The sequence below is a fragment of the Frigidibacter sp. ROC022 genome (assembly GCF_024723735.1).
Taxonomy (GTDB): Bacteria; Pseudomonadota; Alphaproteobacteria; order Rhodobacterales; family Rhodobacteraceae; genus SLM-1.
Genome location: NZ_JANQDU010000003.1, coordinates 750871 through 774892 on the forward strand (window position 1 = coordinate 750871; position 24022 = coordinate 774892).

The following is a 24022-nucleotide window of genomic DNA, read 5'->3' on the forward strand; positions in this document are numbered from 1 at the left end:
GGAGTATTTCAGCCCCGAAGATTTGGCCCGTATCGCTTCAGCTTGCCGGTGCGGGGGAGGCGGGCTTTGCACTCCGACCGCCCGACGAACCGGGCCCGCCAATGGCTGCGCCCGCCGGCCGTGGCATCGCGCAGCCGCATCCGTTCGACGACGAACCCGGCCCGGGCCAGCAGGCGCCGGTACTGTGCCGGGGCCAGCGAGCCATGCCAGACGGGCTCTTCCCCGACCATGCCGATCGCCTGGCCGGCGGCGGGACCGCTGTTGAAGACCAGCAGCGCACCCGGTGCGGCCAGCCGGGGCAGGGCGGCCAGCAGGCGGCGCTGCGCGGCGGGGGCGAGGTGAAACAGGCAATCCCAGATCAGGATCAGGTCGAAGCGCCCGGCAAGGGGCGGGCGGCGGGGCAGGTGCCGCAGATCGGCGAGAAGCGCCCGGTGTCCCGGCAGGGCGGCGAGGAACCTGTCCAGCAGCGGCGCGGCGCCGTCGATCCCGGTCACCCGGCAGCCGGCGGCGGCGAAGAGCGCGGCGGGCCGTCCGCTGCCGCAGCCGAGGTCCAGCACCCGCCGCCCGGCCATGTGCCCGGGCAGTCCGGCCAGCAGCGCGGCTTCCGGCATCGCGCGCGACCGGGCCTCGGCAAAGGCCGTCGCCTGGCGGTGATAGGTGCCGGGAATATCCTGTGGTCGGGGGCGCATGAGGGGCAGCCTGACCGTGCCGGCCGGCATGCGCAAGCGCTCGCCAAAGCGTGATGCGACGTGACGGCGAAGCCCCGCCGGCGGCGGATATGTGTTTTGACCCTCCCCGGTGCGGGGTGTATATCTGAACCTCAAATATCCCTTTGGGGCAGAGCATTGATCCGGTTCATTCTTTCCACCATCGGCGGCCTTTTCACGCTGATCACCATGGGCTTGCTGGCCTCGGCACTGGGGCTGGGGGCGATCTTCTGGATGTACAGCCGGGATCTGCCCAGCCATGAGAGCCTGGCCCAGTATTCGCCGCCGACGATCAGCCGGATCTATTCCGGCGAAGGCCAGATCATCGACGAATTCGCCAATGAACGCCGGCTGTTCACCCCGATCGAGGACATTCCGCCGCTGGTGCAGAACGCCTTCGTCTCGGCCGAGGACAAGAACTTCTGGACCCATCACGGCTATGACCCGCGCGGCATGCTGTCGGCCTTTCTGGACGCGGTGCAGGGCAAGCGGCTGCGTGGCGCCTCGACCATCACCCAGCAGGTGATGAAGAACTTCCTGCTGTCCTCGGACCGGTCTGCCGAGCGCAAGGTCAAGGAACTGATTCTGGCCTCGCGGCTGGAACAGACCCTGAGCAAGCCGAAGATCCTGGAACTCTATCTGAACGAGATTTTTCTGGGCCAGAATTCCTATGGCGTGCAGGCCGCGGCGCAGACCTATTTCAACAAGTCCCTGGACGAGCTGGACGCGGCCGAGGCCGCGACGCTGGCCTCGCTGCCGCAGGCGCCGTCGGAATACCATCCGGTGCGCGCCAAGAAGCGACTGACGCAGCGGCGCAACTACGTGCTGCGCGAGATGCTGCAGAACGGCTATATCGACAAGGCGACCTATGATGCCGCCGTGGCCTCGCCGCTGCGCTCGGTGCAGAACGGCGACTACGAGGCATATCGCGCCAAGCTGCCGCCGCGCGACTATTTCACCGACGAGATCCGGCGCCAGCTGAGCCGCGACTTCGGCGAGGACGAGTTCTTCGGCGGCGGGCTGACCATCCGCGCCACCGTGGTGCCCGACATGCAGAAGGAGGCCGCCCGGGCGTTGCGGGCGGGGCTGGAGAAATTCGACCGCAACCTCGGCATCTGGCGCGGCACCGGCAAGGTGATCGCGCCCGAGAAGCTGGATACCGAGGAACACTGGCGCGCGGCCTTGGCCAAGGTGAGGATCGCCCGCGACATCGAGGGCTGGCACCCGGCCGTGGTGCTGGCGATCGAGGGGTCGTCGGCGCGGATCGGCATCGAGGGCGTGCCCGAGGATGCGGACGGGCATTACATCCTCGCCAAGGATGTCACCTGGGCGCGCAAGAAACAGGCCGACGGGCATCTGGGTCCGCGGGCCAAGAAGGCCGGTGATCTGCTCTCGGTCGGCGACGTGGTGCATGTCCGCGCCATGACCCGGGATTCCGACGGCTCCTTCATCCGCTGGACCCTGCGGCAGATCCCGGAAGTGCAGGGCGGGTTCATGGCGATGGATGTCGAGACCGGCCGGGTGATCGCGATGCAGGGCGGGTTCTCCTATCAGAACTCGGTCTTCAACCGCGCCACCCAGGCGACACGGCAGCCCGGTTCGACCTTCAAGCCCTTCGTCTATGCGGCGGCGCTGGATTCGGGCTTCACCCCGGCGACGATCATCATCGACGCCCCGATCGAGGTGCACACGCCGCAGGGCATCTGGCGGCCGCAGAACGCCGGCAACAGCTATTACGGCCCGGCGCCGCTGCGGATCGGGATCGAGCAATCGCGGAACCTGATGACGATCCGGCTGGCGCAGGAGGTCGGCATGTCCACGATCGCCTCCTATGCCGAGAAATTCGGCGTCTACGACCACATGAACCAGGTGCTGGCGGCGTCGCTCGGCTCGGACGAGACCACCCTGTTCAAGATGGTCTCGGCCTATGCGATGTTCGCCAATGGCGGCGAGCGGGTCGAACCGACGCTGGTCGACCGGGTGCAGGACCGTTGGGGCAAGACGATCTATCGCCACGACCAGAGGGTCTGCGAGGATTGCCAGAGCGCCTCTCTCGCGCCCGGGCTGGGGCCGCGGATCACCTCGAACCGCGAGCGGATGATCAACGCGATCACCGCCTATCAGCTGACCTCGATGCTGCAGGGCGTGGTCCAGCGCGGCACCGCGGCGGGACGCATCAACCTGCCGGTGCCGGTGGCCGGCAAGACCGGCACCACCAACGATGCCAAGGATGTCTGGTTCATCGGCTTCACCTCGAACATCGTGGCGGGCTGCTACATCGGTTATGACCGGCCCCGGGCGATGCCGCATGCCTCGGGCGGCGGGGTCTGCGCGCCGGTGTTCCAGCAGTTCATGAGCAAGGCGGTCAAGACCTATGGCGGTGGCAAGTTCGAAGTGCCGCCGGGCGGGCGCTTCATCAAGATCGACCGTTTCACTGGGGCGCGGCTGCCGGATGACGCCTCGGGGCCGAACGTGGTGGCGGAGTATTTCCGCGACGGCGAGGATCCGCTGTTCGGGATCGCCTTCGACGGCGGCTTCGCCATGGGGGTGAACCTGCCGCTGATCCTGCCCGGCGAGGGCGATGGCGGCATGTCCGAGGTCGATACGTCCTCGGGCGGGACCGCGGTGATACCGAAAGAAAAGGCCAGCTACGGCTCGCTTTCGGCCGGCGGATTGTATTAGACCGGCCCGGCCGACTGGGCAGGCAAGCGGCGGCGTGAAATCTTAGGGACATGCTCCCGGGCGTCCCCCCGGGGCCGGTGCCTCGTCCGGGGCGGGTCAGCCCGTGCCGCGGGCCCGGAAGGCGGCCCAGTCCTCGGGCGTGTCCAGGTCCAGCGTTGCGGCATCACCGGGCAGGGGCACCAGGATCGCCCCTTCGCGGGCAATCAGCGCCTTGGCGCCCCGGTCGCCGGTGAGCCCGGCCAGCTCGGGCCGCAGCCGCGCCGGGAACAGAACCGGATGGCCGGCCCGGCCGGCACTGTCGGCGCCGCGCCAGATCCGCTCGGGGGCGGTGCCGCGGGCGGTGATCAGCGCCTGAAGCTCGGTGGCGCCGATTCCGGGCATGTCGGCATTCAGCACGATCAGCCCGGCCCCCTCCGGCGCCGCCCGGGCTGCGGCAGCCAGCGAGTGGCCCATGCCCTTGTCGGCATCGGCGACCGCGACCTCGGTGATCTCCAGCCCGTCCAGCGCCGCGCGGCGCCGGGCGGCCAGCTCCGATCCCCCTGGCGGCAGGGCCACCAGCACCGGGACCCCGGTGTCCAGCGCCGCCAGCGCCTGGCGGCGCAGCAGCGGCATCGCCTCGACCTCTTGCAGGAGCTTGTCCTCGCCCCGCATCCGGCGCGACTGCCCGGCGGCCAGCAGGAGAAGTACCAGATCACACATCGCCGGGGCCATCTTCGGGTCTGAAATACTCCCGCCGGAGGCGTCTGCCGGCGCCGCCCGGAACGCGGCCGGGCCGGATACGGGCCCTTGCCATCAGCCCTTGGTGATCCAGCCGCCGCCCAGAACGCGGCTGCCTTCGGGCGCATAGAAGACGCAGGCCTGACCGGGGCTGACGCCTTCCTCGGGGGTCAGCAGCTCCACCGTGGCGCTGCGCGGTCCGGTCGGCAGCAGCCGCGCCTCGACCGGCGCCCGGGTCGAGCGGACCCGGACCCGCACCGCGTGTTCGCCAGCCTCGAAATCGCCGTCGCCCAGCCAGTTCACTTCGGCCAGCGGCACCCGGCGGACCGCGAGCATCTCCTTCGGGCCGACGATCACCCGGCGTCCCTCGACATCGAGCTTGACCACATAGAGCGGTTCCTCCAGCCCGCCGATCCCGATCCCGCGGCGCTGGCCGACGGTATAGCGGATGACGCCTTCGTGGCGGCCCAGCACCCTGCCGTCGGCATGGACGATCTCGCCCGGATCGGCGGCGCCGGGGCGCAGCTTCTCGATCACCGAGGCATAATCGCCGTTCGGCACGAAGCATATGTCCTGGCTGTCGGGCTTGTCGGCCACCGGCAGGCCATGCTTGGCGGCCAGCGCCCGTGTTTCGGCCTTCGAGGTCAGCCCGCCCAGCGGAAACCGCAGATAGGCCAGCTGCTCGGGCGTGGTCGAGAACAGGAAATAGCTCTGGTCGCGGGCCGCGTCGGCGGCCATGTGCAGTTCCGGCCCCTCGGCCCCTTCGAAGCGGCGGATGTAATGCCCGGTCGCCATGCAATCGGCATCGAGATCGCGCGCTGTCGCCAGCAGATCCTTGAACTTCACCCGCTCGTTGCAGCGGATGCAGGGCACCGGGGTGGCGCCGCCGAGATAGCTGTCGGCGAATTCGTCGATCACCGCCTCGCGGAAGATGTTCTCGTAGTCCAGGACGTAATGCGGAAAGCCCATGGTCTCGGCCACCCGCCGCGCGTCGTGGATGTCGAGCCCGGCGCAGCAGGCGCCTTTCTTGGCCAGGGCGGCGCCGTGATCGTAGAGCTGCAGGGTCACGCCGACGACATCATAGCCCTCGGTCGCCAGTTCCGCCGCCACCACGGACGAATCCACGCCGCCCGACATGGCGACCACCACCCGTGTTTCGGCCGGGCTCTTGGCAAAGCCCAGCGAATTCAGCCGATATCCACCGTCTGCCATGACCCGGTCCCTGCCTTTCCAGTCCGCGCTTTCCCAAGCGCAAAGGAATATAGGCAAATGCCAGTCATTCGCAAGCTGCGGCTTCACGGGCCATTAAGCCCGATCCGCCATTCTCCGGCCCGGACCGTATCGGAGGTGGAGATGTATCTGCGCAAAGTTCAGGGCCCCCGCGCCGTCACCCTGCCGGACGGCAGTGTCATGACCCGGGCGGACCTGCCCGCGGCCGAGACCCGCCGCTGGGTCGCCAGCCGCAAGGGCGCCGTGGTGCGGGCGCTGAACGCCGGGCTGATCTCGCGGGCCGAGGCGATGGCGCTCTATGATCTGACCGACGAGGAGATCGACAGCTGGTGCCGCGCCGTCGCAAAACATGGAGAAAAGGCGTTAAAGGCGACGCGATTGCAATCCTATAGGGCACTCTGAGTTGATTCAGCCCGATCTGCGGTTAAGGTAAGAGGAAATTAACCATTGGCGCGGATGGTTAAGCCGGAGTTCGCCGCGAGAAGGGATAAGAGATATGCGCGTTCTGCTGGTAGAAGACGATCCGACGACATCGCGCAGCATCGAATTGATGCTGACCCATGCCAATCTGAACGTCTATTGCACGGACCTTGGCGAAGAGGGAATCGACCTGGCCAAGCTCTATGACTACGACTTGATATTGCTTGATATTAATCTTCCTGACATGAATGGGCACGAAGTCCTGCGGCAATTGCGGATGGCCCGGGTCGATACGCCGATCCTGATCCTGTCGGGTGAGGGAGATACCGAAAGCAAGCTAAAGGGATTTGGCTTCGGCGCCGACGACTATTTGACCAAGCCTTTTCATCGCGAAGAACTGGTTGCACGAATTCATGCGATCATCCGGCGCTCGAAAGGCCATGCCCAATCCATCATCAAGACCGGCGAGATCGAGGTCAATCTCGATGCCAAGACGGTCATGGTCGGCGGCAAACCGGTGCATCTGACCGGCAAGGAATATCAGATGCTGGAATTGCTGAGCCTGCGGAAGGGCACCACGCTGACCAAGGAGATGTTCCTGAACCATCTCTATGGCGGCATGGACGAGCCGGAGCTGAAGATCATCGACGTCTTCATCTGCAAGCTGCGCAAGAAGCTGGCGGCCGCGACCGGGGGCGAAAGCCATATCGAGACGGTCTGGGGCCGCGGCTATGTGCTGCGCAACCCGGAACCGCAATACGACGAAAAGGTCGCCATCGGCGCCTGACGCGGGCGCCACGACGCCGGGAAGGCTCCCGGCCGCGCCGCTTTGCGCAAGCCGGCACTGGACCTCGTCAGGGCCGCCTCCTATTCCTCAAGATCAGTAATCTTGCGGACAGGCGACCCCGGAGCGGACCCGATGACCGGCGATCAGAGCAAAGCGACACCCGACCTGCCTGCGGTCGAGGTTCTGGATCAGGCCGCGGCGGCGGCGGAACTGGCACGTCTGGCGCAGGTTCTGGCCGAGGCCAACCAGGCCTATCACGGCGAGGACGCGCCCGAGATCAGCGATGCCGAATACGATGCGTTGAAGCGGCGCAACCAGGAGATCGAGGCGCGGTTCCCGGCACTGAAGCGGCCCGACAGCCCGTCCGAACAGGTCGGCGCGGCGCCTTCGGGGGCCTTCGGCAAGCTGCGGCACCGGGTGCCGATGCTGTCGCTCTCGAATGCCTTCGCCGATGAGGATGTGCGGGACTTCGACAGCCAGGTCCGCAGCTTCCTGAACCTCGGCTCTGCGCCGGTCGCCTATACCGCCGAACCCAAGATCGACGGCCTGTCGCTGTCGCTCCGCTACGAAAACGGCCGGCTGGTGCAGGCGGCGACCCGAGGCGATGGCGAAACCGGCGAGAATGTCACCGCCAATGCCCGCACCATCGCCGATATTCCGCAAGAGCTGACCGGCGCGCCCGAGGTGCTGGAGGTGCGCGGCGAGGTCTACATGAGCCATGCCGATTTCGCGGCGCTGAATGCCCGCGCCGAGGCGGCGGGAGACAAGCCCTTTGCAAACCCGCGCAATGCCGCCGCCGGCAGCCTGCGCCAGCTCGACCCCGCGATCACCCGATCCCGGCCGCTGCGCTTCTTCGCCTATGCCTGGGGTGAGCTGTCCGAGCCGCTGGCCGACACGCAATCCGCAGCAATTGCGCGTCTCAAGGTTTTGGGATTCCAGACGAATGAGCTGACGGCCCTCTGCGATGGCCCGGAGGAGATGCTGGCCCATTACCGCCGGATCGAGGCGCAACGCGCCACGCTGGGCTATGATATCGACGGGGTGGTCTACAAGGTCGATGACCTGGCGCTGCAACGCAGGCTCGGGTTTCGCTCGACCACGCCGCGATGGGCGATCGCCCACAAGTTCCCGGCGGAACTGGCCTGGACCCGGCTGGAGAAGATCGAGATTCAGGTCGGCCGCACCGGTGCGCTCTCGCCGGTCGCCCGTCTGGCGCCGGTCACGGTGGGCGGCGTGGTGGTCTCTAACGCCACCCTGCACAACGAGGATTACATCGCCGGCCGCTCCTCCTCGGGCGAGCAGATCCGGGGCGGCAAGGACATCCGCGAGGGCGACTGGGTGCAGGTCTACCGCGCCGGGGATGTGATCCCCAAGGTCGCCGATGTGGACCTGTCGAAACGCCCGGAGGGAGCGCAACCCTATGTCTTCCCGACGGAATGCCCGATCTGCCACTCGCCCGCGATCCGCGAGCCGGGCGATGCCATCCGCCGCTGCACCGGGGGTCTGATCTGCCCGGCGCAAGCGATTGAAAAGCTGAAACATTTCGTCAGCCGCGGCGCCTTCGACATCGAAGGTCTGGGGGCGCGGCAGATCGAGGCTTTCTACAACGATCCGGACCTGCCGGTGAAGGAACCGGCGGATATCTTCACCCTTCAGGCCCGCGACGCCGCCAATCTGACGAAACTCGCCAAGCGCATGGGTTGGGGCGAGACAAGCGTGAAGAACCTCTGGCAAGCGATTGAGGAAAAGCGGAAAATCCCATTGTCCCGCCTGATCTTCGGGCTTGGTGTCCGGCATCTGGGAGAGGTCGCCTCGGCCGATCTGGCGCGGCATTTCGGCGACTGGCAGGGTCTGCTGGCGGCGGTGGACGCGGCGCGGCCGGCGGCGCGGCGCTATGCCCGGATCGAGGCCGCCCTGGCCGAGGAACGGCAGAAGGCGGCGGCAGAGGGCCGCAGGGCCCGTCTGAAGGAAACCGAGGATCAGCTCTGGGCCGCCGATCCGCAATTGCCTCCCGGCGCCCGTGCCGCCTGGGATGACCTGATCGGCATCGACGGCTTCGGCGCCGTGGCGGCACTGTCGCTGGTCACCGCCTTCCAGCCCGGCCCGGAACGCGATGCGATCGACCGGCTGGTGGCCGAGCTTGACCCGCAGCCGGTGGAACGCTGCGCGGCCGCCGACAGCCCGGTGGCGGGCAAGACCGTGGTCTTTACCGGCAGTCTTGAAAAGATGACCCGGGCCGAGGCCAAGGCAAGGGCCGAATCGCTGGGCGCCAAGGTCGCCGGCAGCGTCAGCGCCCGGACCGACCTCGTGGTCGCCGGGCCGGGGGCAGGGTCGAAGGCGAAACAGGCCAGGACGCTTGGCATCGAGATGATCGACGAGGATGGCTGGCTGGCCCTGATCGGGCAGGCCCCGGCCGGCCCGGCATGAGCCGCCCCGCGGTCCTCTTCCCGCTGTTCGCCGGGATCGAAACCCTGCCCGGGGTCGGGCCGAAATCGGCCAAGGCCTTCGAGACCATGTCGATCACAAGGCCGCGCGACCTGATCCTGACATTGCCCTATACCGGGCACGACCGCAGCCTGCGGACCAGCCTGCAGGGGATGAAGGCCGGCGAGGTCGCGACGGTCGAGGTCACGGTGGGCCGGCATCAGAAGCCCGCGACGCGGGGCCGGCCCTATCGGGTGGTGGTCGAGGGCGGCGGCACGACCTTTCACCTGGTGTTCTTCTCGGCGCATCCCGAATGGCTGGCCGAGCAATTGCCGACCGGGCAGAAGCGGGTGGTCTCGGGCAAGCTCGATTTCTTCGACGGCATTCCGCAGATCGTCCATCCCGACCATATCCTGCGACCGGAGGAGGCCCGCGACCTGCCGGCCTTCGAACCGGTCTGGCCGGCGGCGGCCGGGCTGACCCAGAAGGTGATCTACAAGGCGATGCAGGCGGCGCTGGAGCGGGTGCCCGAGTTGGAGGAATGGATCGACCCGGCGCTGCGGGCACGTGAGGGCTGGCCCGCGTTCCGCGCCGCGGTGACCACGGCGCAGGCGCCGCTGAGCGCCGCCGAACTGGCGCCGACCGCGCCGGCCCGGCAGCGTCTGGCCTATGACGAGCTCTTCGCGCATCAGCTTACCCTCTCGCTGGCCCGCGCCAGCCTGCGCCGGGCCAAGGGGCGGCCCTCGGTGGCGACCGGCAAGCTGCAATCGAAGGTTCTGGCCTCGCTGCCCTATCGTCCGACCGGGGCGCAGGAGCGGGCGATGCGCGAGATCGCCGAGGACATGGCGCGGCCGGAACGGATGAGCCGGCTGCTGCAGGGCGATGTCGGCTCGGGCAAGACGCTGGTCGCTTTCGCGGCGCTGCTGGTGGCGGTCGAGGCTGGCGGGCAGGGCGTGATGATGGCGCCGACCGAGATCCTGGCGCGGCAGCATCTGGAGGGGCTGCGGCCGTTGGCCGAAAGCGCCGGGGTGGTGCTGGAACTGCTGACCGGCCGCGACAAGGGCGCCGAACGGGCGGCGAAGCTGGCCGCCCTGGCCGAGGGCCGGATTCAGGTGCTGGTCGGAACCCATGCGGTGTTCCAGAAGGATGTCGTCTTCAAGGACCTGCGGCTGGCGGTTGTGGACGAGCAGCACCGGTTCGGCGTCGCGCAGCGGATGGAACTGGGCGCCAAGGGCGCGGCGGCCGACGTTCTGGTGATGACCGCGACGCCGATTCCGCGCAGCCTGGCGCTGGCGCAATATGGCGACATGGATGTCTCGGTGCTGGACGAGAAGCCGGCCGGGCGGCAACCGATCAAGACGGTCCTGGTCTCGGCCCGGCGGATGGACGAGGTGGTCGAGCGGCTGCGGGTGGCGGTGGCCGAGGGGCGGCAATGCTATTGGGTCTGCCCGCTGGTCGAGGAAAGCGAGGTGATGAACCTCACCGCCGCCGAGGAACGGTTCAAGCAGTTGCGCGCGGCCCTGGGCGAGGGCGTTGTCGGGCTGGTGCATGGGCAACTGCCGGCGGCCGAGAAGGATCGGGCGATGGCCGATTTCAATGCCGGCAAGACCAAGGTCCTGGTGGCGACCACGGTGATCGAGGTCGGGGTCAATGTGCCCAATGCCTCGATCATGGTGATCGAGGGGGCCGAGACCTTCGGCCTGGCGCAGCTGCACCAGCTGCGTGGCCGGGTCGGGCGCGGCGCGGCGGCCTCGACCTGCCTGATGCTCTACGGCAACCTGACCGAGGCCGGCCAGCGGCGGCTGGAGGTTCTGCGGGATACCGAGGACGGGTTCCGGATCGCCGAGGAAGACCTGGCGATGCGCGGCGCCGGCGACCTGATCGGGGTGGCGCAATCCGGCCTGCCGAAGTTCCGAATCGCCGACCTGGAACGGCAATCGGCATTGATGGCTCTGGCGCAGACCGATGCCCGCAAACTGCTCGCCGAGGATCCCGACCTGACCGGAGAGCGGGGACAGGCGGCGCGGGTCCTGCTGTGGCTGATGGAACAGGACAAGGCGATCCGGCTGATCTCGGTCGGCTAGGGCGTGTTCTCGGGTGTTCCTGTTAGGTTCTCATTAAGTTCTTTACAGCGCCGCCGAGATGTGAGAACACTACGGGAACAAACCCAAAGAGGTTCCGCCCATGCTGACCGAACTCAAGGCGCTCGTCGCCCGCTCGTCCGAGACCCTTCTGGAAGATGCCCTTGGCGTCGCGGCGCTGGCCGTGATGCTGTTCGGGGCGCTGCATCTGCCCGGACTACTCTGATCTCATCCCTTTCCTGCCTGCGGCCCATTCTGCCGGCCGGCGCGGTCTGCCCCACCCCAGGGCGCGCGCCCATCCCCGGGGTCCTGTCCACCCCTGCCGGCCCTGTCCCATTGGTGCTGCACGACTTCCGCCGCCGTCCCTGACGCGCGGCGGTTTTTTTGTCCGGGGTTCAGCCGGGGCAGGGCGCCAGAACCAGCGGCGCGCCGGCCTCGGCCCCGATGACCCGGCAGGCCCCGTCGGCGCAGAGCGTCCAGCCGCCCCGCGTCGCGCCCGAAGCCGCGAGCACCAGCTGCGGCACCGGCGCCAGGTCGGGCGTCCAGACCCACCAGCCGTCGCGCAGAACCGCGCCCTCGCCCGGGTCCATCCCGGCGCCCGAACCCTTGACGGCGGCCTGGGTCAGGTGCAGCCCCTCGGGCAGAACTTCCCAGGTCTCGCGCCATTCGATCTTTTCCACCGAATGCTCCCAGCTCAGCGAGAAGCTGCCCTGCGCCAGGGCCAGCGCCGTGGCGCCGATCAGCAGGCAGGAACTCATCGCCGGACCTGCAGCCACATCAGCAGGAAGAAGACGGCGGTCAGGGCAAAGCCGATCTCGTCGGTCATCGGCAGCGCGGCGACCAGGGTGAAGGCAGCCGCCATGCCCAGGAAGCGCAACGGCCAGCCCAGCAGCACCCCGAGCCAGCCGATCACCGCCACGCCCCAGAGACCGATCGCAAGCAGCGTCTTGAAGACGATATAAGCGACCGCCGGCGCATAGCCGATGGCCGAGGCCAGCGGCCCGCCGTCCTGCATCATCAGCGCCGGGGTATAGACCGCCATGTAGGGGATGACGAAGCCGGCGGCGGCGACCTTGACCGCCTCGAAGGAGATCTTCAGCCCGGATTCCCGCGCGATCGGCGCCGCGGCGAAACAGGCCAGCGCCACCGGGGGGGTCAGATCGGCCAGGATGCCGAAGTAGAACACGAACATGTGGCTGACGATCAGCGGCACGCCCAGGTGCAGCAGCGCCGGACCGGCGATCGACGAGGTGATGATGTAGTTCGGGATCGTGGGAATCCCCATGCCCAGCACGATGCAGGTGAGCATGGTCAGGACCAGCGACAGGAACAGCGAGGATTGCCCGATCGAGACGATGAACTGGCCGAAGGTATTGGCGGCGCCGGTCAGGGTCATGGTGCCGATGATGACCCCGACCAGGGCGCAGGCGATCCCGACCGGAAGCGCGGTCGCGGCGCCCTCGGCCAGCGAGTCGCGCGACAGGGCCAGGGTCTTGCGGCCGCCCTCGGAAAAGGCGTTCCAGCCGACCAGCAGCAGGATGGTCACCACCACCGGCCCGATTCCCCATTCGAAGAAGGCCGCGGCGATCAGCCCGAGACCGACCCAGAACACGCTGCGCACCACCGCATTGGGCAGGCCGAGCGCCACCGTGCCGCCGAGGATCAGCATCACCGTCAGGGACAGCCCCACGGTGCCGGCAAACAGCGGCGTGTATCCCGAGAACAGCAGATAGACGAGCACCGCCAGCGGCAGCAGCAGGAACCAGCCCTCGCGCAACGCCTTGCGGGGCGAGGGGAGTTCCGACTCCGCCATGCCGCGCAGGCCGCGGCGCCCGGCTTCCAGATGCACCATCCAGAAGGCCGAGGCGAAGTAGAGGATCGCCGGGATCAGGGCCGCCTTGACGACCTCGAGATACTCGACGTCCAGCGTCTCGGCCATGATGAAGGCGACGGCGCCCATCACCGGGGGCATGATCTGACCGCCCATGGATGAGGTCGCCTCGACGCCGCCGGCGAAGGCGGGCCGATAGCCGAAGCTCTTCATCAGCGGGATCGTGAACTGGCCGGTGGTGACGACATTGGCGACGCCGCTGCCGGAAATCGTGCCCATCAGCCCCGAGGAGATCACCGAGACCTTGGCGGCGCCGCCGGTGCGGTGCCCGACCATGCCCAGCGAGACATCGGTGAACAGCTTGATCATTCCGGCGCGTTCCAGGAACGAGCCGAACAGGATGAAGAGAAAGATATAAGTACTTGAGACATATATAGGAATGCCGTAAATCCCTTCGGTCCCATAGGCCATGTGGTCGATGATCTGGCTGAAGTCGTAGCCACGGTGGTTCAGCGGTCGCGGCAGGTGCTGGCCGAACAGCGCATAGGCCAGGAAGATGCCCGCGATGATCGGCAGCGCCGGACCCATCAGCACCCAGGCCGAGGCGAAGACCACCACCAGCGCAATGACCCCGACCACGATGTCGCGCGGCAAGGGGTCTCCGGCGCGGAAGATCAGGCCGCGATATTCGTGCCATTGGTAGAGCGCCACGGTGACCGCCAGACCTGCCATGATCCAGCCCATGACCTTCCAGGGCATCGAGCGCCGCCGCGCCAGCATGATCAGCGGAAAGCCCAGCAATCCCAGAAAGCCGAGGTGCAGCGCACGCTGGACCTGGCTCGACGACAGGTCGCTGAGCGCGGTCGAGACCGAGGCCTGCAGCCCCGGCAGCAGCGTCGAGATATAGGTATAGTCGAGGATCAGCTCGATCAGCCGGCCGATTCCGTCGATCAGATGTGCGGCCAGCGCGATCTGGAAGATCGAGAATGTGACCGCGATCCAGAACAGGAGCCTGCCTGTGCGGCCCAGGGCGAAGGCTTCGCCCAACGGCTCATGTGCGCCGAGTTCGGCGGGCGCTTCGGTCGGTTCCGCAGCGGTATGGCTCATGTCGGGACTCCGGTAGAGGGGGAGCGGGCGACCCCCGAAAGGGTCGCCCGCGTCGGTTCGGTATCAGGCAGGCCGTGCCATCAGGCCCGGCCCCGGCCTTACATGCCCATTTCCTTGTAGTATTTCTCGGCACCCGGATGCAGCGGGATCGGCATCCCGTTCAGCGCATTCTCGAGCTTGATCTGGGTCGCCGCCTTATGCGCCGCTTCCAGTTCCGGCAGGTTCTCGAACAGCAGCTTGGTCATCTGATAGGCGATCTCGTCCGAGACATCCGAATGGGTGACCAGGAAGTTGACCACCGCCACGGTGCTGACATCCTCGGTCTGGCCTTCATAGGTGCCGGCGGGGATCGTCGCGGCGATATAGGGCGCCCCCAGCTTCTCGACGACCTCGGCGGGGACCGAGACGATCACCACGTCCATCGAGGACGACAGGTCCTTCAGCGAGGCAACGCCGAGCCCGGCCGATTGCAGGGTCGCGTCCAGCTGCCGGTTCTTGATCAGTTCGACCGATTCCCCGAACGGCAGGTATTCGGTCTTGGACAGGTCGTCATAGCTCATCCCCGCTGCGGCGAAGATCTTGCGCGCGTTCAGCTCGGTGCCCGATTTCGGTGCGCCGACCGAAAGCGACTTGCCCTTGAGATCGGCGAAGGTCTTGATGCCGCTTTCCTTCGAGGCGACGATCTGGATGTAGTTCGGATAGACAGCGGCAATTCCGCGCAGCTTGTCCAGCGGCGCCTTGAAGCCGGCTTCGGCATCGCCTTCGGCGGCCAGTTTCACCGAATCGCCAAGGGCCAGCGCGATCTCGCCCTTGCCCTGTTGCAGCAGATTCAGGTTCTCGACCGAGGCCTTGGTCGATTGCACCTGGGTCTGGATGTCAGGGATGTTGTCGGCGTAGATTTTCGCCAGCCCCACGCCCAGCGGGTAATAGACGCCCGAGGTGCCGCCCGTGAGAACGTTGATGAAATCTTGCGCCGAGGCCGTCAGCGGGGCCGCGATCATCGTCGCGCCGGCCGCCGCTGCGGCGAGGAAATTGCGAATGTATGCCAAGTCTTGAATCTCCCATGTTCTCCCCGCATTTCGGGCGGGGTCACGGGGATGTTACGGGTTGCGGCGGCAGGCTCAAGCATTCTTGTAGAGATCGGGCAATTGGGCTTGTTCCCGGACCCCGGCCGATCGAAACTGGGGCATGATCGACCGGCTGGAAATGTTCGTGGCGCTGGCGCAGGAGCGGCACTTTGGCCGCGCCGCCGAGCGGATCGGGGTGACGCAACCGACTCTGTCCTCGGCGTTGAAGGCGCTGGAGGAAAGTCTGGGCGTGCAGCTGGTGCATCGCGGCTCGCGGTTCCAGGGGCTGACGGTCGAGGGCGAGCGGGCCTATGTCCGGGCCCTGTCGCTGATCGCCGATGCGCGGGCGCTGCGCGACGAGATGCGGGCGGCGCGCGATGTGCTGACCGGAGACCTGCGGCTGGGCGTGGTACCGACCGCGCTGCCGATGGTGGCCGATCTGGTCGCACCCTTCTTCGACCGGCATCCCGGGGTGCGGTTTCAGATCATGTCGCGGACTTCGGCGGAGATTCTCGACCAGGTCGATGACAACCTGATCGACGCCGGGATCACCTATCTCGACGCCGCCGCCACGGCCCGGCGCGAGGCGGTGCCGCTGTTTGCCGAGAGCTACTGCCTGCTGGTGGCGGCGGGCGACGAGCGGGCCGCGCGCGAGTCGATCGGCTGGGCCGAGCTGGGCGATCTGCCTCTCTGCCTGCTGACCCGCGACATGCAGAACCGGCGGATCGTGGACCGGAACCTGAGCGAAGCCGGGGTGGCGCCGATGCCGATGGTCGAATCGAATTCCTATATGGCGCTGTTGGGCCATGTGCTGACCGGACGCTGGGCCTCGGTGGTGCCGAACAAGCTGGCCGAAATCCTGACCGCCACCGCCGCGGTCGCCGCGGTGCCGATAGAGGGGGGCAATGCCGCGACCGTCGGGCTGATCGTCGCGCCGCGTGATCCGCATACCCCGGCGCTGGCGGCGCTGATCGCGCAGGCCCGGGCAATGGCAGGCTAGGCTAGGGCGCCGCACCGGCCCGCCACGGAGGTCGGGCTTTGCCCTTCGGGCGTCGTTTCGGCGATGGCAGGGCGGCGGCGGCTCGCGATAGGCTTTGTCTATCGACTGACGGAAGTCGGAAATTGATGTGTCGGCTCAAGGGCCTATGGTGCGCCTGCCAGCCAAGGAGACGCCATGCCAGCCAATGCCAGCCCGCCCGAACCACTCGCGGAAGCCGTTGCCGAGATCTGTGCGCGCCATGCCGGGCTCGAAGGGCCGTTGCTGCCGATCCTGCACGAGGTTCAGGCGGCTTTCGGCCATCTCCCCGAGGCCGCGGTGCCGATGATCGCCGATGCGCTGAACCTGGGCCGGGCCGAGGTGCATGGCGTCGCCTCCTTCTATCACGATTTCCGGAGCGCCCCGGCCGGGCGCCATGTGGTGAAGCTCTGCCGGGCCGAGGCCTGCCAGGCGATGGGCGCCGAGGCGCTGGCGGCGCAGGTGCAGGGCGATCTGGGAATCGGCTGGCACGAAACCTCGTCCGACGGGCGGGTGACGCTGGAGCCGGTCTTCTGTCTCGGGCTCTGCGCCTGCGGTCCGGCGGCGATGATCGACGGCGAACTGGTGGGCCGGGCCGATGCCGAGGGGATCGAGGCGATGCTGGGCGCGGAGGCGGGACAATGAAGGTTTACGTGCCACGCGATGCCGCGGCAAAGGCCCTGGGCGCCGAGGCGGTGGCGGCGGCGGTGCTGCGCGAGGCGGAGGCCCGCGGCGTGACGGTGGACCTGATCCGCAACGGCTCGCGCGGGATGGTCTGGCTGGAACCTCTGGTCGAGATCGAAAGCGATGCCGGGCGGCTGGCCTTCGGCCCGATGGGGGCCGGCGACGTGGCCGCGCTGTTCGACGACCCGGCGGCGCATCCCAAGGCCCTGGGGCCGACCGAGGAACTCGACTGGATGAAGCGCCAGACCCGGCTGACCTTCGCCCGGGTCGGGGTGACCGATCCGCTGAGTCTCGAAGACTACGAGGCGCATGGCGGGCTGGCCGGGCTGCGCCGGGCGCTGGACCTGCCGGCGGCGGAAATCGTCGAGGAAGTGACCGCCTCGGGCCTGCGGGGCCGGGGCGGGGCCGGGTTCCCCACCGGCATCAAGTGGAAGACGGTGGCAGAGGCGCGGGCCGACCGGAAATACATCGTCTGCAATGCCGACGAGGGCGATTCCGGCACTTTCGCCGACCGGATGCTGATCGAGGGCGATCCGTTCGCGCTGATCGAGGGCATGGCGATTGCCGGCCTGGCCTGCGGGGCGGAGAAGGGCTTTGTCTATCTGCGCTCGGAATATCCCGACGCGATCGAGGTCTTCGCGGCGGCGCTGCCGATCGCGCGGGAGGCCGGGTTGCTCGGGCCGTCGCTGCTGGGCCGGGGGCCGGGGTTCGACATCGAACTGCGGGTCGGTGCCGGGGCCTATGTCTGCGGCGAGGAAACCTCGCTGCTCAACTCGCTGGAAGGCAAGCGGGCGGTGGTCCGCGCCAAGCCGCCGCTGCCGGCGCTGGAAGGGTTGTTCGGACGGCCGACGGTGGTCAACAACGTGATCTCGCTGGCGACGGTGCCCTATGTGCTGGCCGAGGGCGCGGCGGCCTATCAGGCGCATGGCCATCAGCGGTCGCGCGGCACCATGCCCCTGCAGATCGCCGGGAACGTGAAACGCGGCGGGCTGTTCGAGATCGCCTTCGGTGTCACCCTGGGCGAGATCGTCAACGAGATCGGCGGCGGCACCGCCAGCGGCCGGCCGGTGAAGGCGGTGCAGGTCGGCGGTCCGCTGGGCGCCTATTTCCCGCCCGCGCTGTTCGACACGCCTTTCGGATACGAGGACTACACCGCGCTGGACGGGCTGATTGGCCATGCCGGGATCGTGGTCTTCGACGACAGCGCCGACATGCTGGCGCAGGCCCGTTTCGCGCTGGAATTCTGCGCCATCGAGAGCTGCGGCAAATGCACGCCCTGCCGGATCGGCGCGGTGCGCGGGGTCGAGACGGTGGACCGGATCGCGGCCGGGGACAGTTCGGCGGTGGCGCTGCTGGAGGACCTCTGCGCCACGATGAAGGCCGGGTCGCTCTGCGCGCTTGGCGGTTTCACGCCTTATCCGGTGCTCTCGGCGCTGCGGCATTTCCCGGGCGATTTCCCGGCGGCGCGGGAGGCGGCGGAATGAGCGGCGGGATGGGCGACGGATTCGGCGCCGGCATGGCGCGGGCGAGCCGGGGCGAGGGGCCAGCTCCTCGCGCTCCCCGGAGTATTTTCAACCCAAAGATGGGCAGGAATCGGAAGGGCGCGCGATGAAGGACTTTGTGATTCCCTATGGCGAAGAACGCGACCACGGCACGCCGGAAGCGCGATCGACGAACATGGTGACGCTGACGGTTGACGGCTTTCCGGTGACGGTGCCGGAAGGCACAAGCGTGATGCGGGCGGCTTCGGAGGCCGGGATCCAGGTGCCGAAGCTCTGCGCCACCGATTCGGTCGAGGCCTTCGGTTCCTGCCGGCTCTGCCTGGTCGAGATCGAGGGGCGCAACGGCACCCCGTCCTCCTGCACCACGCCGGTGGCCGAAGGCATGGTGGTCCATACCCAGACCCCGAAGATCCAGCAGCTGCGGCGCGGCGTGATGGAGCTCTATATCTCGGATCATCCGCTCGACTGCCTGACCTGTGCGGCCAATGGCGATTGCGAACTGCAGGACATGGCCGGGGCCGTGGGCCTGCGCGACGTGCGCTATGCGGCGCCCGAGGGCGGCGGGATGACCACCCATTTCCGGCCGCGCGACAACTCGGGCGCGGCCAATCCGCAGTGGCGGCCCAAGGACGAGAGCAATCCCTATTTCACCTATGACCCCAGCAAGTGCATCGTCTGCTCGCGCTGCGTGCGGGCCTGCGAGGAGGTGCAGGGCACTTTCGCGCTGACGATCGAGGGCAAGGGCTGGGACAGCCGGGTCTCCTTCGGGGCCAGGACAGATGACGCGCTGGCCTCGGATTGCGTGAGTTGCGGCGCCTGCGTGCAGGCCTGTCCGACCGCGACGCTGCAGGAGAATTCGGTGATCGAGATCGGCACGCCGGAACGCGCGATCGTCACCACCTGCGCCTATTGCGGGGTCGGCTGCAATTTCAAGGCCGAGATGCGCGGCGATCAGCTGGTCCGGATGGTGCCCTGGAAGGATGGCAAGGCCAACCGGGGCCACAGCTGCGTCAAGGGCCGCTTCGCCTGGGGCTATGCCAGCCACCGCGACCGGATCCTGAACCCGATGATCCGCGACAGGACCAGCGACCCGTGGCGCGAGGTCTCCTGGCAGGAGGCTCTGGCGTTCGCGGCCGGGAAACTGCGCGACATCCAGATGAACTATGGGCGGCAAAGCATTGGAGTCATTACATCTTCACGCTGCACCAACGAAGAGACCTTCCTGGTCCAGAAACTGGCGCGGGCGGTGTTCCGCAACAACAATACCGATACCTGTGCCCGGGTCTGCCATTCGCCGACCGGCTATGGCCTGGGGCAGACCTTCGGCACCAGCGCCGGCACCCAGGATTTCGATTCGGTCGAGCATTCGGATGTGATCATCGTGATCGGCGCCAACCCGACCGACGCGCATCCGGTCTTTGCCAGCCGGATGAAGAAGCGGCTGCGGGAAGGCGCCAGGGTGATCGTCATCGATCCCCGGAAGATCGATCTCGTGCGCTCGACCCATGTCGAGGCGGCGCATCATCTGGCGCTGCGGCCGGGAACCAATGTGGCGGTGGTGACGGCGCTGGCGCATGTCATCGTGACCGAGGGATTGATGGATGAGGAATTCATCAGAACCCGTTGTGATTGGGATGAATTTCAGGATTACGCCGAATTCGTGTCGGACCCGGCACGGGGGCCGGAAGCCACCGAGGCACTGACCGGGGTGCCGGCGGCGGAACTGCGCGCGGCGGCGCGGCTCTACGCCACCGGCGGCAATGGCGCGATCTACTACGGGCTGGGCGTGACCGAGCACAGCCAGGGCTCGACCGCGGTGATCGGGATCGCCAATCTGGCGATGCTGACCGGCAATATCGGCCGGCCCGGGGTCGGGGTGAACCCGCTGCGCGGTCAGAACAACGTCCAGGGCTCCTGCGACATGGGGAGCTTCCCGCATGAATTGCCGGGCTATCGGCATGTGAAACTGCCCGAGGTGCGGGCGATCTTCGAGAAGGCCTGGGGCGTCGAGATCGACGCCGAGCCGGGGCTGAGGATCAACAACATGCTGGACGCCGCCGTCGAGGGGACCTTCCGCGGGCTCTATTGCCAGGGCGAGGACATCCTGCAATCCGATCCCGACACCAAGCATGTGGCGGCAGGGCTGGCGGCGATGGACTGCGTGATCGTGCATGACCTGTTCCTGAACGAGACCGCCAATTACGCGCATGTCTTCCTGCCGGGATCGACCTTCCTGGAGAAGGACGGCACCTTCACCAATGCCGAGCGCCGGATCAACATGGTGCGCAAGGTCATGCAGCCGCGCAACGGCTATGCCGACTGGGAGATCACCCAGATGCTGGCCAATGCCATGGGCGGCGACTGGAACTACAGCCATCCTTCGGAGATCATGGCGGAAATCGCGGCGACGACGCCCAGCTTCGCCGGCGTGACCTATGACAAGATCGACGCCCTGGGCTCGCTGCAATGGCCCTGCAACGAGGACCACCCCGAGGGCACGCCGGTGATGCATGTCGATGGCTTCGTGCGCGGCAAGGGCCGGTTCATCCGCACCGAATACGTGGCCACCGACGAGAAGACCGGGCCGCGTTTCCCGCTGCTGCTGACCACCGGGCGGATTCTCAGCCAGTACAATGTCGGGGCCCAGACCCGGCGCACCGCGAATGTGGTCTGGCACGATCAGGATGTGCTGGAGATCCATCCGCATGACGCCGAGCAGCGCGGCATCAAGGATGGCGACCTGGTCAAGCTGGCCTCGCGCTCCGGCGACACCACGCTGCGCGCCCAGGTGACCGAGAGGGTCTCGCCGGGGGTGGTCTACACGACCTTCCACCATCCCGACACCCAGGCCAATGTCGTCACCACCGATTACTCCGACTGGGCGACGAACTGTCCGGAATACAAGGTGACGGCGGTGCAGGTCTCACCCTCGAACGGGCCCAGCGACTGGCAGGAGGATTATGCCGCGAAAAGGGCGGCGGCGCGGCGCATCCTGCCGGCGGCGGAGTGACGCGATGAAGGCGGTTGCGGCGCATCCGGTCAGCCGGGTGACGGCCGGGGGGATGGCCGGCGCCAGCCGGGTGCTGCCGGAAGAGGTGGCGGTTGCGCTGAGCTACAACGGCGGCACCCAGGCGGTGATGATGGCCTCTCCGGGTGATCTGGAGGATTTCGCGCGCGGCTTCACCCTGACCGAGGGCATCGCCGATCCGGCCCGGATCGAAAGCATCACCCCGGTCGAGACCGCCCTGGGCATCGACCTGCAGATCTGGCTGCCCGAGGCGGATGCGGCGCGGCTGGCCGAGCGGCGGCGCAACGGCGCGGGGCCGGTGGGCTGCGGGCTCTGCGGGATCGAGTCGCTGGACCAGGCGCTGCGGCCCGCCACGCCGGTCTCGGGCGATCTGACCCTGACCGCGGATCAGGTGCGGCAGGCGGTGGCCGATCTGCCGCGGCATCAGCCGCTGCACGACCTGGCGCGCTCGGTCCATGCGGCGGGGTTCTGGCGGCCCGATGCGGGGCAGGGCGGCGGGCTGGTCCTGGCGCGCGAGGATGTCGGCCGGCACAATGCGCTCGACAAGCTGGCCGGCGGGCTGCTGGCGCAGGGACTGGCGGGAAACTCGGGCGTGGTGGTGATGACCAGCCGGGTCTCGGTCGATCTGGTGCAGAAGGCCTGCCGGATCGGCGCCCCGGTGCTGATCGCGGTCTCGGCGCCGACCGGCGCGGCGCTGACGCTGGCCGAGGCGGCGGGGCTGACGGTGATCGGTCTGGCGCGGGCCGAGAGTTTCGAGATATTCACCCATCCCGGCCGGATCGTCCCGGCCGCACCGAGAGGTCAGAGCCATGTCGCCTGAAAAGCTGATCCATATGGCCAACCAGATTGCCCGGTTCATGGAATCCAAGCCGCATGACGAGGGGGTCGCGGGCTTTGCCGGCCATGTCAACGATTTCTGGGAGCCGCGGATGCGGCGCCAGTTCCTGGAGATGGTCGAGAGCGGCGCCGAGGGGTTCCGTCCGCTGGTCCTGGAGGCGGCCCCGCTGATCCGCCCCGCCGCTGCCTGACCCGACCCGGACCCGGGTGAGGGTCGCGGCGAAGGGGCTGCGTGGCCGGCGACCGGGCAGGGGGCGGTCTGCCCCCTCTGGGCCTGCGGCCCATTCACCCCCGAGGATATTTGCAAGGTAAAGCCGGCCTGCGGCTGCCCGGGGCCTCAGCCCCTGGCACCCTGGCCGCGGGCATAGACATCCTCGTAGCGGATGATGTCGTCTTCCCCCAGATAGCTGCCGGTCTGCACCTCGATCAGCACCATCGGCAGTTTGCCGGGGTTCTCCATCCGGTGCTTGACGCCGAGCGGGACATAGACCGACTGGTTCTCGCTGACCAGGCTCACCTCCTCGCCCACCGTGACCCGGGCGGTGCCCTGCACCACGATCCAGTGCTCCGAGCGGTGGTGGTGACTTTGCAGGCTGAGCGTGGCACCCGGATGCACCACGATCCGCTTGACCTGGAACCGCTCGCTCAGGGCCAGGGTCTCGAACCAGCCCCAGGGCCGGTGGTCGGTGGCGAAGCTCTCGGCCTGCTTGGCGCCGCGGGCCTTGAGCAGCTCGACGGCGCGTTTCACGTCCTGGGCGCGGGAGCGGTCGGCGACCAGCACCGCGTCGGGCGTGGCCACGGCGATGACATTGTCGAGCCCGATGCCGACCAGTTCCAGCCCGTCGCTTTCCGAGCGGAACAGGCTGCCGGTGCAGTCGATCGCGGTCACCGGGCCGGCGCTGGCATTGCCCGCCGCATCGGCGCCCATCTCTTCGGCCACCGCGTCCCAGCCGCCGAGGTCCGACCAGCCGCCGTGATAGGGCACCACCGAGAGATTGTCGGCGCGCTCCATCACCGCATAGTCGATGGAAAGCCCGTCGATCTCGTCCCAGGGTCCGGGGGCCAGGCGCAGGAATCCCAGATCGGCCCGGGCGCCGTCGAGGGCCTCGCGCACCGATGCGGCCATCCGCGGCGCATGGGTATCGAAGGCGGCGATCAGGGACCGGGCCGAGGCGAGGAAAATCCCGGCGTTCCAGAGATAGTTCCCTGCCGCCAGCATCCTGGCAGCGGTGGCGGCATCGGGCTTCTCGACGAAACGGGTCAGGGGCAGGACGGTCTCGCCCTCGGGCGGGCGGGCCAGTTCCAGGTAGCCATAGCCGGTCTCGGGGCGGTCGGGCACGATCCCGAAGGTGACGATCCGGCCTTCGGCCACCGCGTCGATTCCCGCGGCGATGGCGCTTCGGAAGCTGTCGGCGTCGGTCATGACATGATCCGAGGGCGCGATCAGCAGCACCGCATCGGGGTCGCTGGCGGCCAGATGCAGCGCCGCCGCCAGGACCGCCGGGCCGGTGTTGCGGCCCGAGGGTTCGATCATCACGGCGCCGGGGTCGATGCCGATGGCGGCAAGCTGCTGGGTGACGATGAAGCGGTAGTCCGAACCGGTGACGACGGTGGGGGGCGCGAACATCGTTCCGGCGAGGCGCCGCGCCGAGGCCTGGAACAGGGTCTCGTCACCGACCAGCGGGACGAACTGCTTGGGGAAACCCTTGCGCGACAAGGGCCAGAGCCGGGTGCCGGAGCCGCCGCAGAGCAGGACCGGGCTGACGGTCTGGCGGATGGGGGCCGCGGTGTCGGATTGCCTGGCCGGTCGTTCGTGCATCTCGGGTCCCATCCAGGATCGGGCATTTGGTCGTCGGGCCTGGGGCTTGGCCTGTCCCCGACGGTCGGGGGCAGGCTAGCGCCT

General features: G+C 68.0%; 19 protein-coding genes. 12 read left to right on the forward strand and 7 right to left on the reverse strand.

The genetic code is table 11. The features are described 5' to 3' along the window. Positions 1–8: 8 nt before the first annotated feature. A complete protein-coding gene (locus NUW50_RS15415; RefSeq protein WP_258290023.1) occupies positions 9–689 on the reverse strand; it encodes a class I SAM-dependent methyltransferase in 681 nt (226 codons plus the stop codon). 156 nt (positions 690–845) lie between these two features. Here NUW50_RS15415 and NUW50_RS15420 point away from each other — a divergent pair, with 156 nt between their 5' ends. Next, the gene (locus NUW50_RS15420; RefSeq protein WP_258290024.1) at positions 846–3389 is read left to right on the forward strand and encodes a penicillin-binding protein 1A; all 2544 of its coding nucleotides are present in this window, start codon (positions 846–848) and stop codon (positions 3387–3389) included. A 96-nt stretch (positions 3390–3485) separates the two neighbouring features. Here NUW50_RS15420 and NUW50_RS15425 read toward each other — a convergent pair whose 3' ends face one another. Both NUW50_RS15425 and mnmA read right to left on the reverse strand, forming a co-directional pair. Next, positions 3486–4088 carry a nucleotidyltransferase family protein gene (locus tag NUW50_RS15425; protein ID WP_258290025.1) on the reverse strand — a complete coding sequence of 201 codons (603 nt, stop codon included), beginning with the start codon at positions 4086–4088 and terminating at the stop codon, positions 3486–3488. Positions 4089–4181: 93 nt separating this feature from the next. Next, positions 4182–5318 carry a tRNA 2-thiouridine(34) synthase MnmA gene (gene mnmA, locus NUW50_RS15430; protein ID WP_258290026.1) on the reverse strand — a complete coding sequence of 379 codons (1137 nt, stop codon included), beginning with the start codon at positions 5316–5318 and terminating at the stop codon, positions 4182–4184. A gap of 141 nt (positions 5319–5459) precedes the next feature. Here mnmA and sciP point away from each other — a divergent pair, with 141 nt between their 5' ends. The 5 genes from sciP to NUW50_RS15455 all read left to right on the forward strand — a co-directional run bounded on the left by sciP (position 5460) and on the right by NUW50_RS15455 (position 11274). Next, positions 5460–5738 carry a CtrA inhibitor SciP gene (gene sciP / locus NUW50_RS15435; RefSeq protein WP_258290027.1) on the forward strand — a complete coding sequence of 93 codons (279 nt, stop codon included), beginning with the start codon at positions 5460–5462 and terminating at the stop codon, positions 5736–5738. A 94-nt stretch (positions 5739–5832) separates the two neighbouring features. Further along, a complete protein-coding gene (gene ctrA, locus NUW50_RS15440; RefSeq protein WP_258290028.1) occupies positions 5833–6543 on the forward strand; it encodes a response regulator transcription factor CtrA in 711 nt (236 codons plus the stop codon). 132 nt (positions 6544–6675) lie between these two features. After that, positions 6676–8970, forward strand: a complete 2295-nt coding sequence (gene ligA / locus NUW50_RS15445; protein WP_258290029.1) for an NAD-dependent DNA ligase LigA — start codon at positions 6676–6678, stop codon at positions 8968–8970. Then, positions 8967–11051, forward strand: coding sequence for an ATP-dependent DNA helicase RecG (gene recG / locus NUW50_RS15450; RefSeq protein WP_258290030.1), 2085 nt, complete (start codon positions 8967–8969; stop codon positions 11049–11051). The genes ligA and recG overlap by 4 nt, the downstream gene beginning before the upstream one ends. A gap of 100 nt (positions 11052–11151) precedes the next feature. Continuing rightward, the gene (locus tag NUW50_RS15455) at positions 11152–11274 is read left to right on the forward strand and encodes a hypothetical protein (RefSeq protein WP_258290031.1); all 123 of its coding nucleotides are present in this window, start codon (positions 11152–11154) and stop codon (positions 11272–11274) included. A 169-nt stretch (positions 11275–11443) separates the two neighbouring features. Here the strand turns inward: NUW50_RS15455 and NUW50_RS15460 are convergent, their stop codons facing one another. The 3 genes from NUW50_RS15460 to NUW50_RS15470 form a co-directional block, all read right to left on the reverse strand. Then, complete coding sequence (locus NUW50_RS15460) at positions 11444–11806, reverse strand: DUF1850 domain-containing protein (RefSeq protein ID WP_258290032.1); 363 nt, start codon at positions 11804–11806, stop codon at positions 11444–11446. After that, positions 11803–13986 (reverse strand): TRAP transporter permease, encoded by a 2184-nt coding sequence (locus NUW50_RS15465; RefSeq protein ID WP_258290033.1) that lies wholly within the window; start codon positions 13984–13986, stop codon positions 11803–11805. Before NUW50_RS15465 ends, NUW50_RS15460 begins: the two co-directional genes overlap by 4 nt. A gap of 98 nt (positions 13987–14084) precedes the next feature. Further along, positions 14085–15026, reverse strand: coding sequence for a TAXI family TRAP transporter solute-binding subunit (locus tag NUW50_RS15470; RefSeq protein ID WP_258290162.1), 942 nt, complete (start codon positions 15024–15026; stop codon positions 14085–14087). A 148-nt stretch (positions 15027–15174) separates the two neighbouring features. Here NUW50_RS15470 and NUW50_RS15475 point away from each other — a divergent pair, with 148 nt between their 5' ends. The 6 genes from NUW50_RS15475 (at position 15175) to NUW50_RS15500 (ending at position 22310) form a co-directional block, all read left to right on the forward strand. Then, complete coding sequence (locus NUW50_RS15475; RefSeq protein WP_258290034.1) at positions 15175–16053, forward strand: LysR family transcriptional regulator; 879 nt, start codon at positions 15175–15177, stop codon at positions 16051–16053. Positions 16054–16227: 174 nt separating this feature from the next. Continuing rightward, entirely contained in the window at positions 16228–16713 is a 486-nt protein-coding gene (locus NUW50_RS15480; RefSeq protein ID WP_258290035.1) for a formate dehydrogenase subunit gamma, read from the forward strand. Further along, complete coding sequence (locus tag NUW50_RS15485) at positions 16710–18236, forward strand: NADH-ubiquinone oxidoreductase-F iron-sulfur binding region domain-containing protein (RefSeq protein ID WP_258290036.1); 1527 nt, start codon at positions 16710–16712, stop codon at positions 18234–18236. The genes NUW50_RS15480 and NUW50_RS15485 overlap by 4 nt, the downstream gene beginning before the upstream one ends. 124 nt (positions 18237–18360) lie before the next feature. Next, a complete protein-coding gene (gene fdhF / locus NUW50_RS15490; RefSeq protein ID WP_258290037.1) occupies positions 18361–21264 on the forward strand; it encodes a formate dehydrogenase subunit alpha in 2904 nt (967 codons plus the stop codon). 4 nt (positions 21265–21268) lie between these two features. Beyond that, positions 21269–22102 carry a formate dehydrogenase accessory sulfurtransferase FdhD gene (gene fdhD / locus NUW50_RS15495; protein WP_258290038.1) on the forward strand — a complete coding sequence of 278 codons (834 nt, stop codon included), beginning with the start codon at positions 21269–21271 and terminating at the stop codon, positions 22100–22102. Beyond that, a complete protein-coding gene (locus NUW50_RS15500; protein ID WP_258290039.1) occupies positions 22092–22310 on the forward strand; it encodes a formate dehydrogenase subunit delta in 219 nt (72 codons plus the stop codon). The genes fdhD and NUW50_RS15500 overlap by 11 nt, the downstream gene beginning before the upstream one ends. A 146-nt stretch (positions 22311–22456) precedes the next feature. Here NUW50_RS15500 and NUW50_RS15505 read toward each other — a convergent pair whose 3' ends face one another. After that, a complete protein-coding gene (locus NUW50_RS15505; RefSeq protein WP_258290040.1) occupies positions 22457–23938 on the reverse strand; it encodes a mannose-1-phosphate guanylyltransferase/mannose-6-phosphate isomerase in 1482 nt (493 codons plus the stop codon). Positions 23939–24022: the final 84 nt, after the last annotated feature.

What these genes read in the sequence shown, in the direction of transcription:
- NUW50_RS15415 (WP_258290023.1), bottom strand. Translation starts at nt 689, where the DNA reads ATGCGCCCCCGACCACAGGATATTCCCGGCACCTATCACCGCCAGGCG.
- NUW50_RS15425 (WP_258290025.1), bottom strand. Translation starts at nt 4,088, where the DNA reads ATGTGTGATCTGGTACTTCTCCTGCTGGCCGCCGGGCAGTCGCGCCGG.
- mnmA (WP_258290026.1), bottom strand. Translation starts at nt 5,318, where the DNA reads ATGGCAGACGGTGGATATCGGCTGAATTCGCTGGGCTTTGCCAAGAGC.
- sciP (WP_258290027.1), top strand. Translation starts at nt 5,460, where the DNA reads ATGTATCTGCGCAAAGTTCAGGGCCCCCGCGCCGTCACCCTGCCGGAC.
- ctrA (WP_258290028.1), top strand. Translation starts at nt 5,833, where the DNA reads ATGCGCGTTCTGCTGGTAGAAGACGATCCGACGACATCGCGCAGCATC.
- ligA (WP_258290029.1), top strand. Translation starts at nt 6,676, where the DNA reads ATGACCGGCGATCAGAGCAAAGCGACACCCGACCTGCCTGCGGTCGAG.
- recG (WP_258290030.1), top strand. Translation starts at nt 8,967, where the DNA reads ATGAGCCGCCCCGCGGTCCTCTTCCCGCTGTTCGCCGGGATCGAAACC.
- NUW50_RS15455 (WP_258290031.1), top strand. Translation starts at nt 11,152, where the DNA reads ATGCTGACCGAACTCAAGGCGCTCGTCGCCCGCTCGTCCGAGACCCTT.
- NUW50_RS15460 (WP_258290032.1), bottom strand. Translation starts at nt 11,806, where the DNA reads ATGAGTTCCTGCCTGCTGATCGGCGCCACGGCGCTGGCCCTGGCGCAG.
- NUW50_RS15465 (WP_258290033.1), bottom strand. Translation starts at nt 13,986, where the DNA reads ATGAGCCATACCGCTGCGGAACCGACCGAAGCGCCCGCCGAACTCGGC.
- NUW50_RS15475 (WP_258290034.1), top strand. Translation starts at nt 15,175, where the DNA reads ATGATCGACCGGCTGGAAATGTTCGTGGCGCTGGCGCAGGAGCGGCAC.
- NUW50_RS15480 (WP_258290035.1), top strand. Translation starts at nt 16,228, where the DNA reads ATGCCAGCCAATGCCAGCCCGCCCGAACCACTCGCGGAAGCCGTTGCC.
- NUW50_RS15485 (WP_258290036.1), top strand. Translation starts at nt 16,710, where the DNA reads ATGAAGGTTTACGTGCCACGCGATGCCGCGGCAAAGGCCCTGGGCGCC.
- fdhF (WP_258290037.1), top strand. Translation starts at nt 18,361, where the DNA reads ATGAAGGACTTTGTGATTCCCTATGGCGAAGAACGCGACCACGGCACG.
- fdhD (WP_258290038.1), top strand. Translation starts at nt 21,269, where the DNA reads ATGAAGGCGGTTGCGGCGCATCCGGTCAGCCGGGTGACGGCCGGGGGG.
- NUW50_RS15500 (WP_258290039.1), top strand. Translation starts at nt 22,092, where the DNA reads ATGTCGCCTGAAAAGCTGATCCATATGGCCAACCAGATTGCCCGGTTC.
- NUW50_RS15505 (WP_258290040.1), bottom strand. Translation starts at nt 23,938, where the DNA reads ATGCACGAACGACCGGCCAGGCAATCCGACACCGCGGCCCCCATCCGC.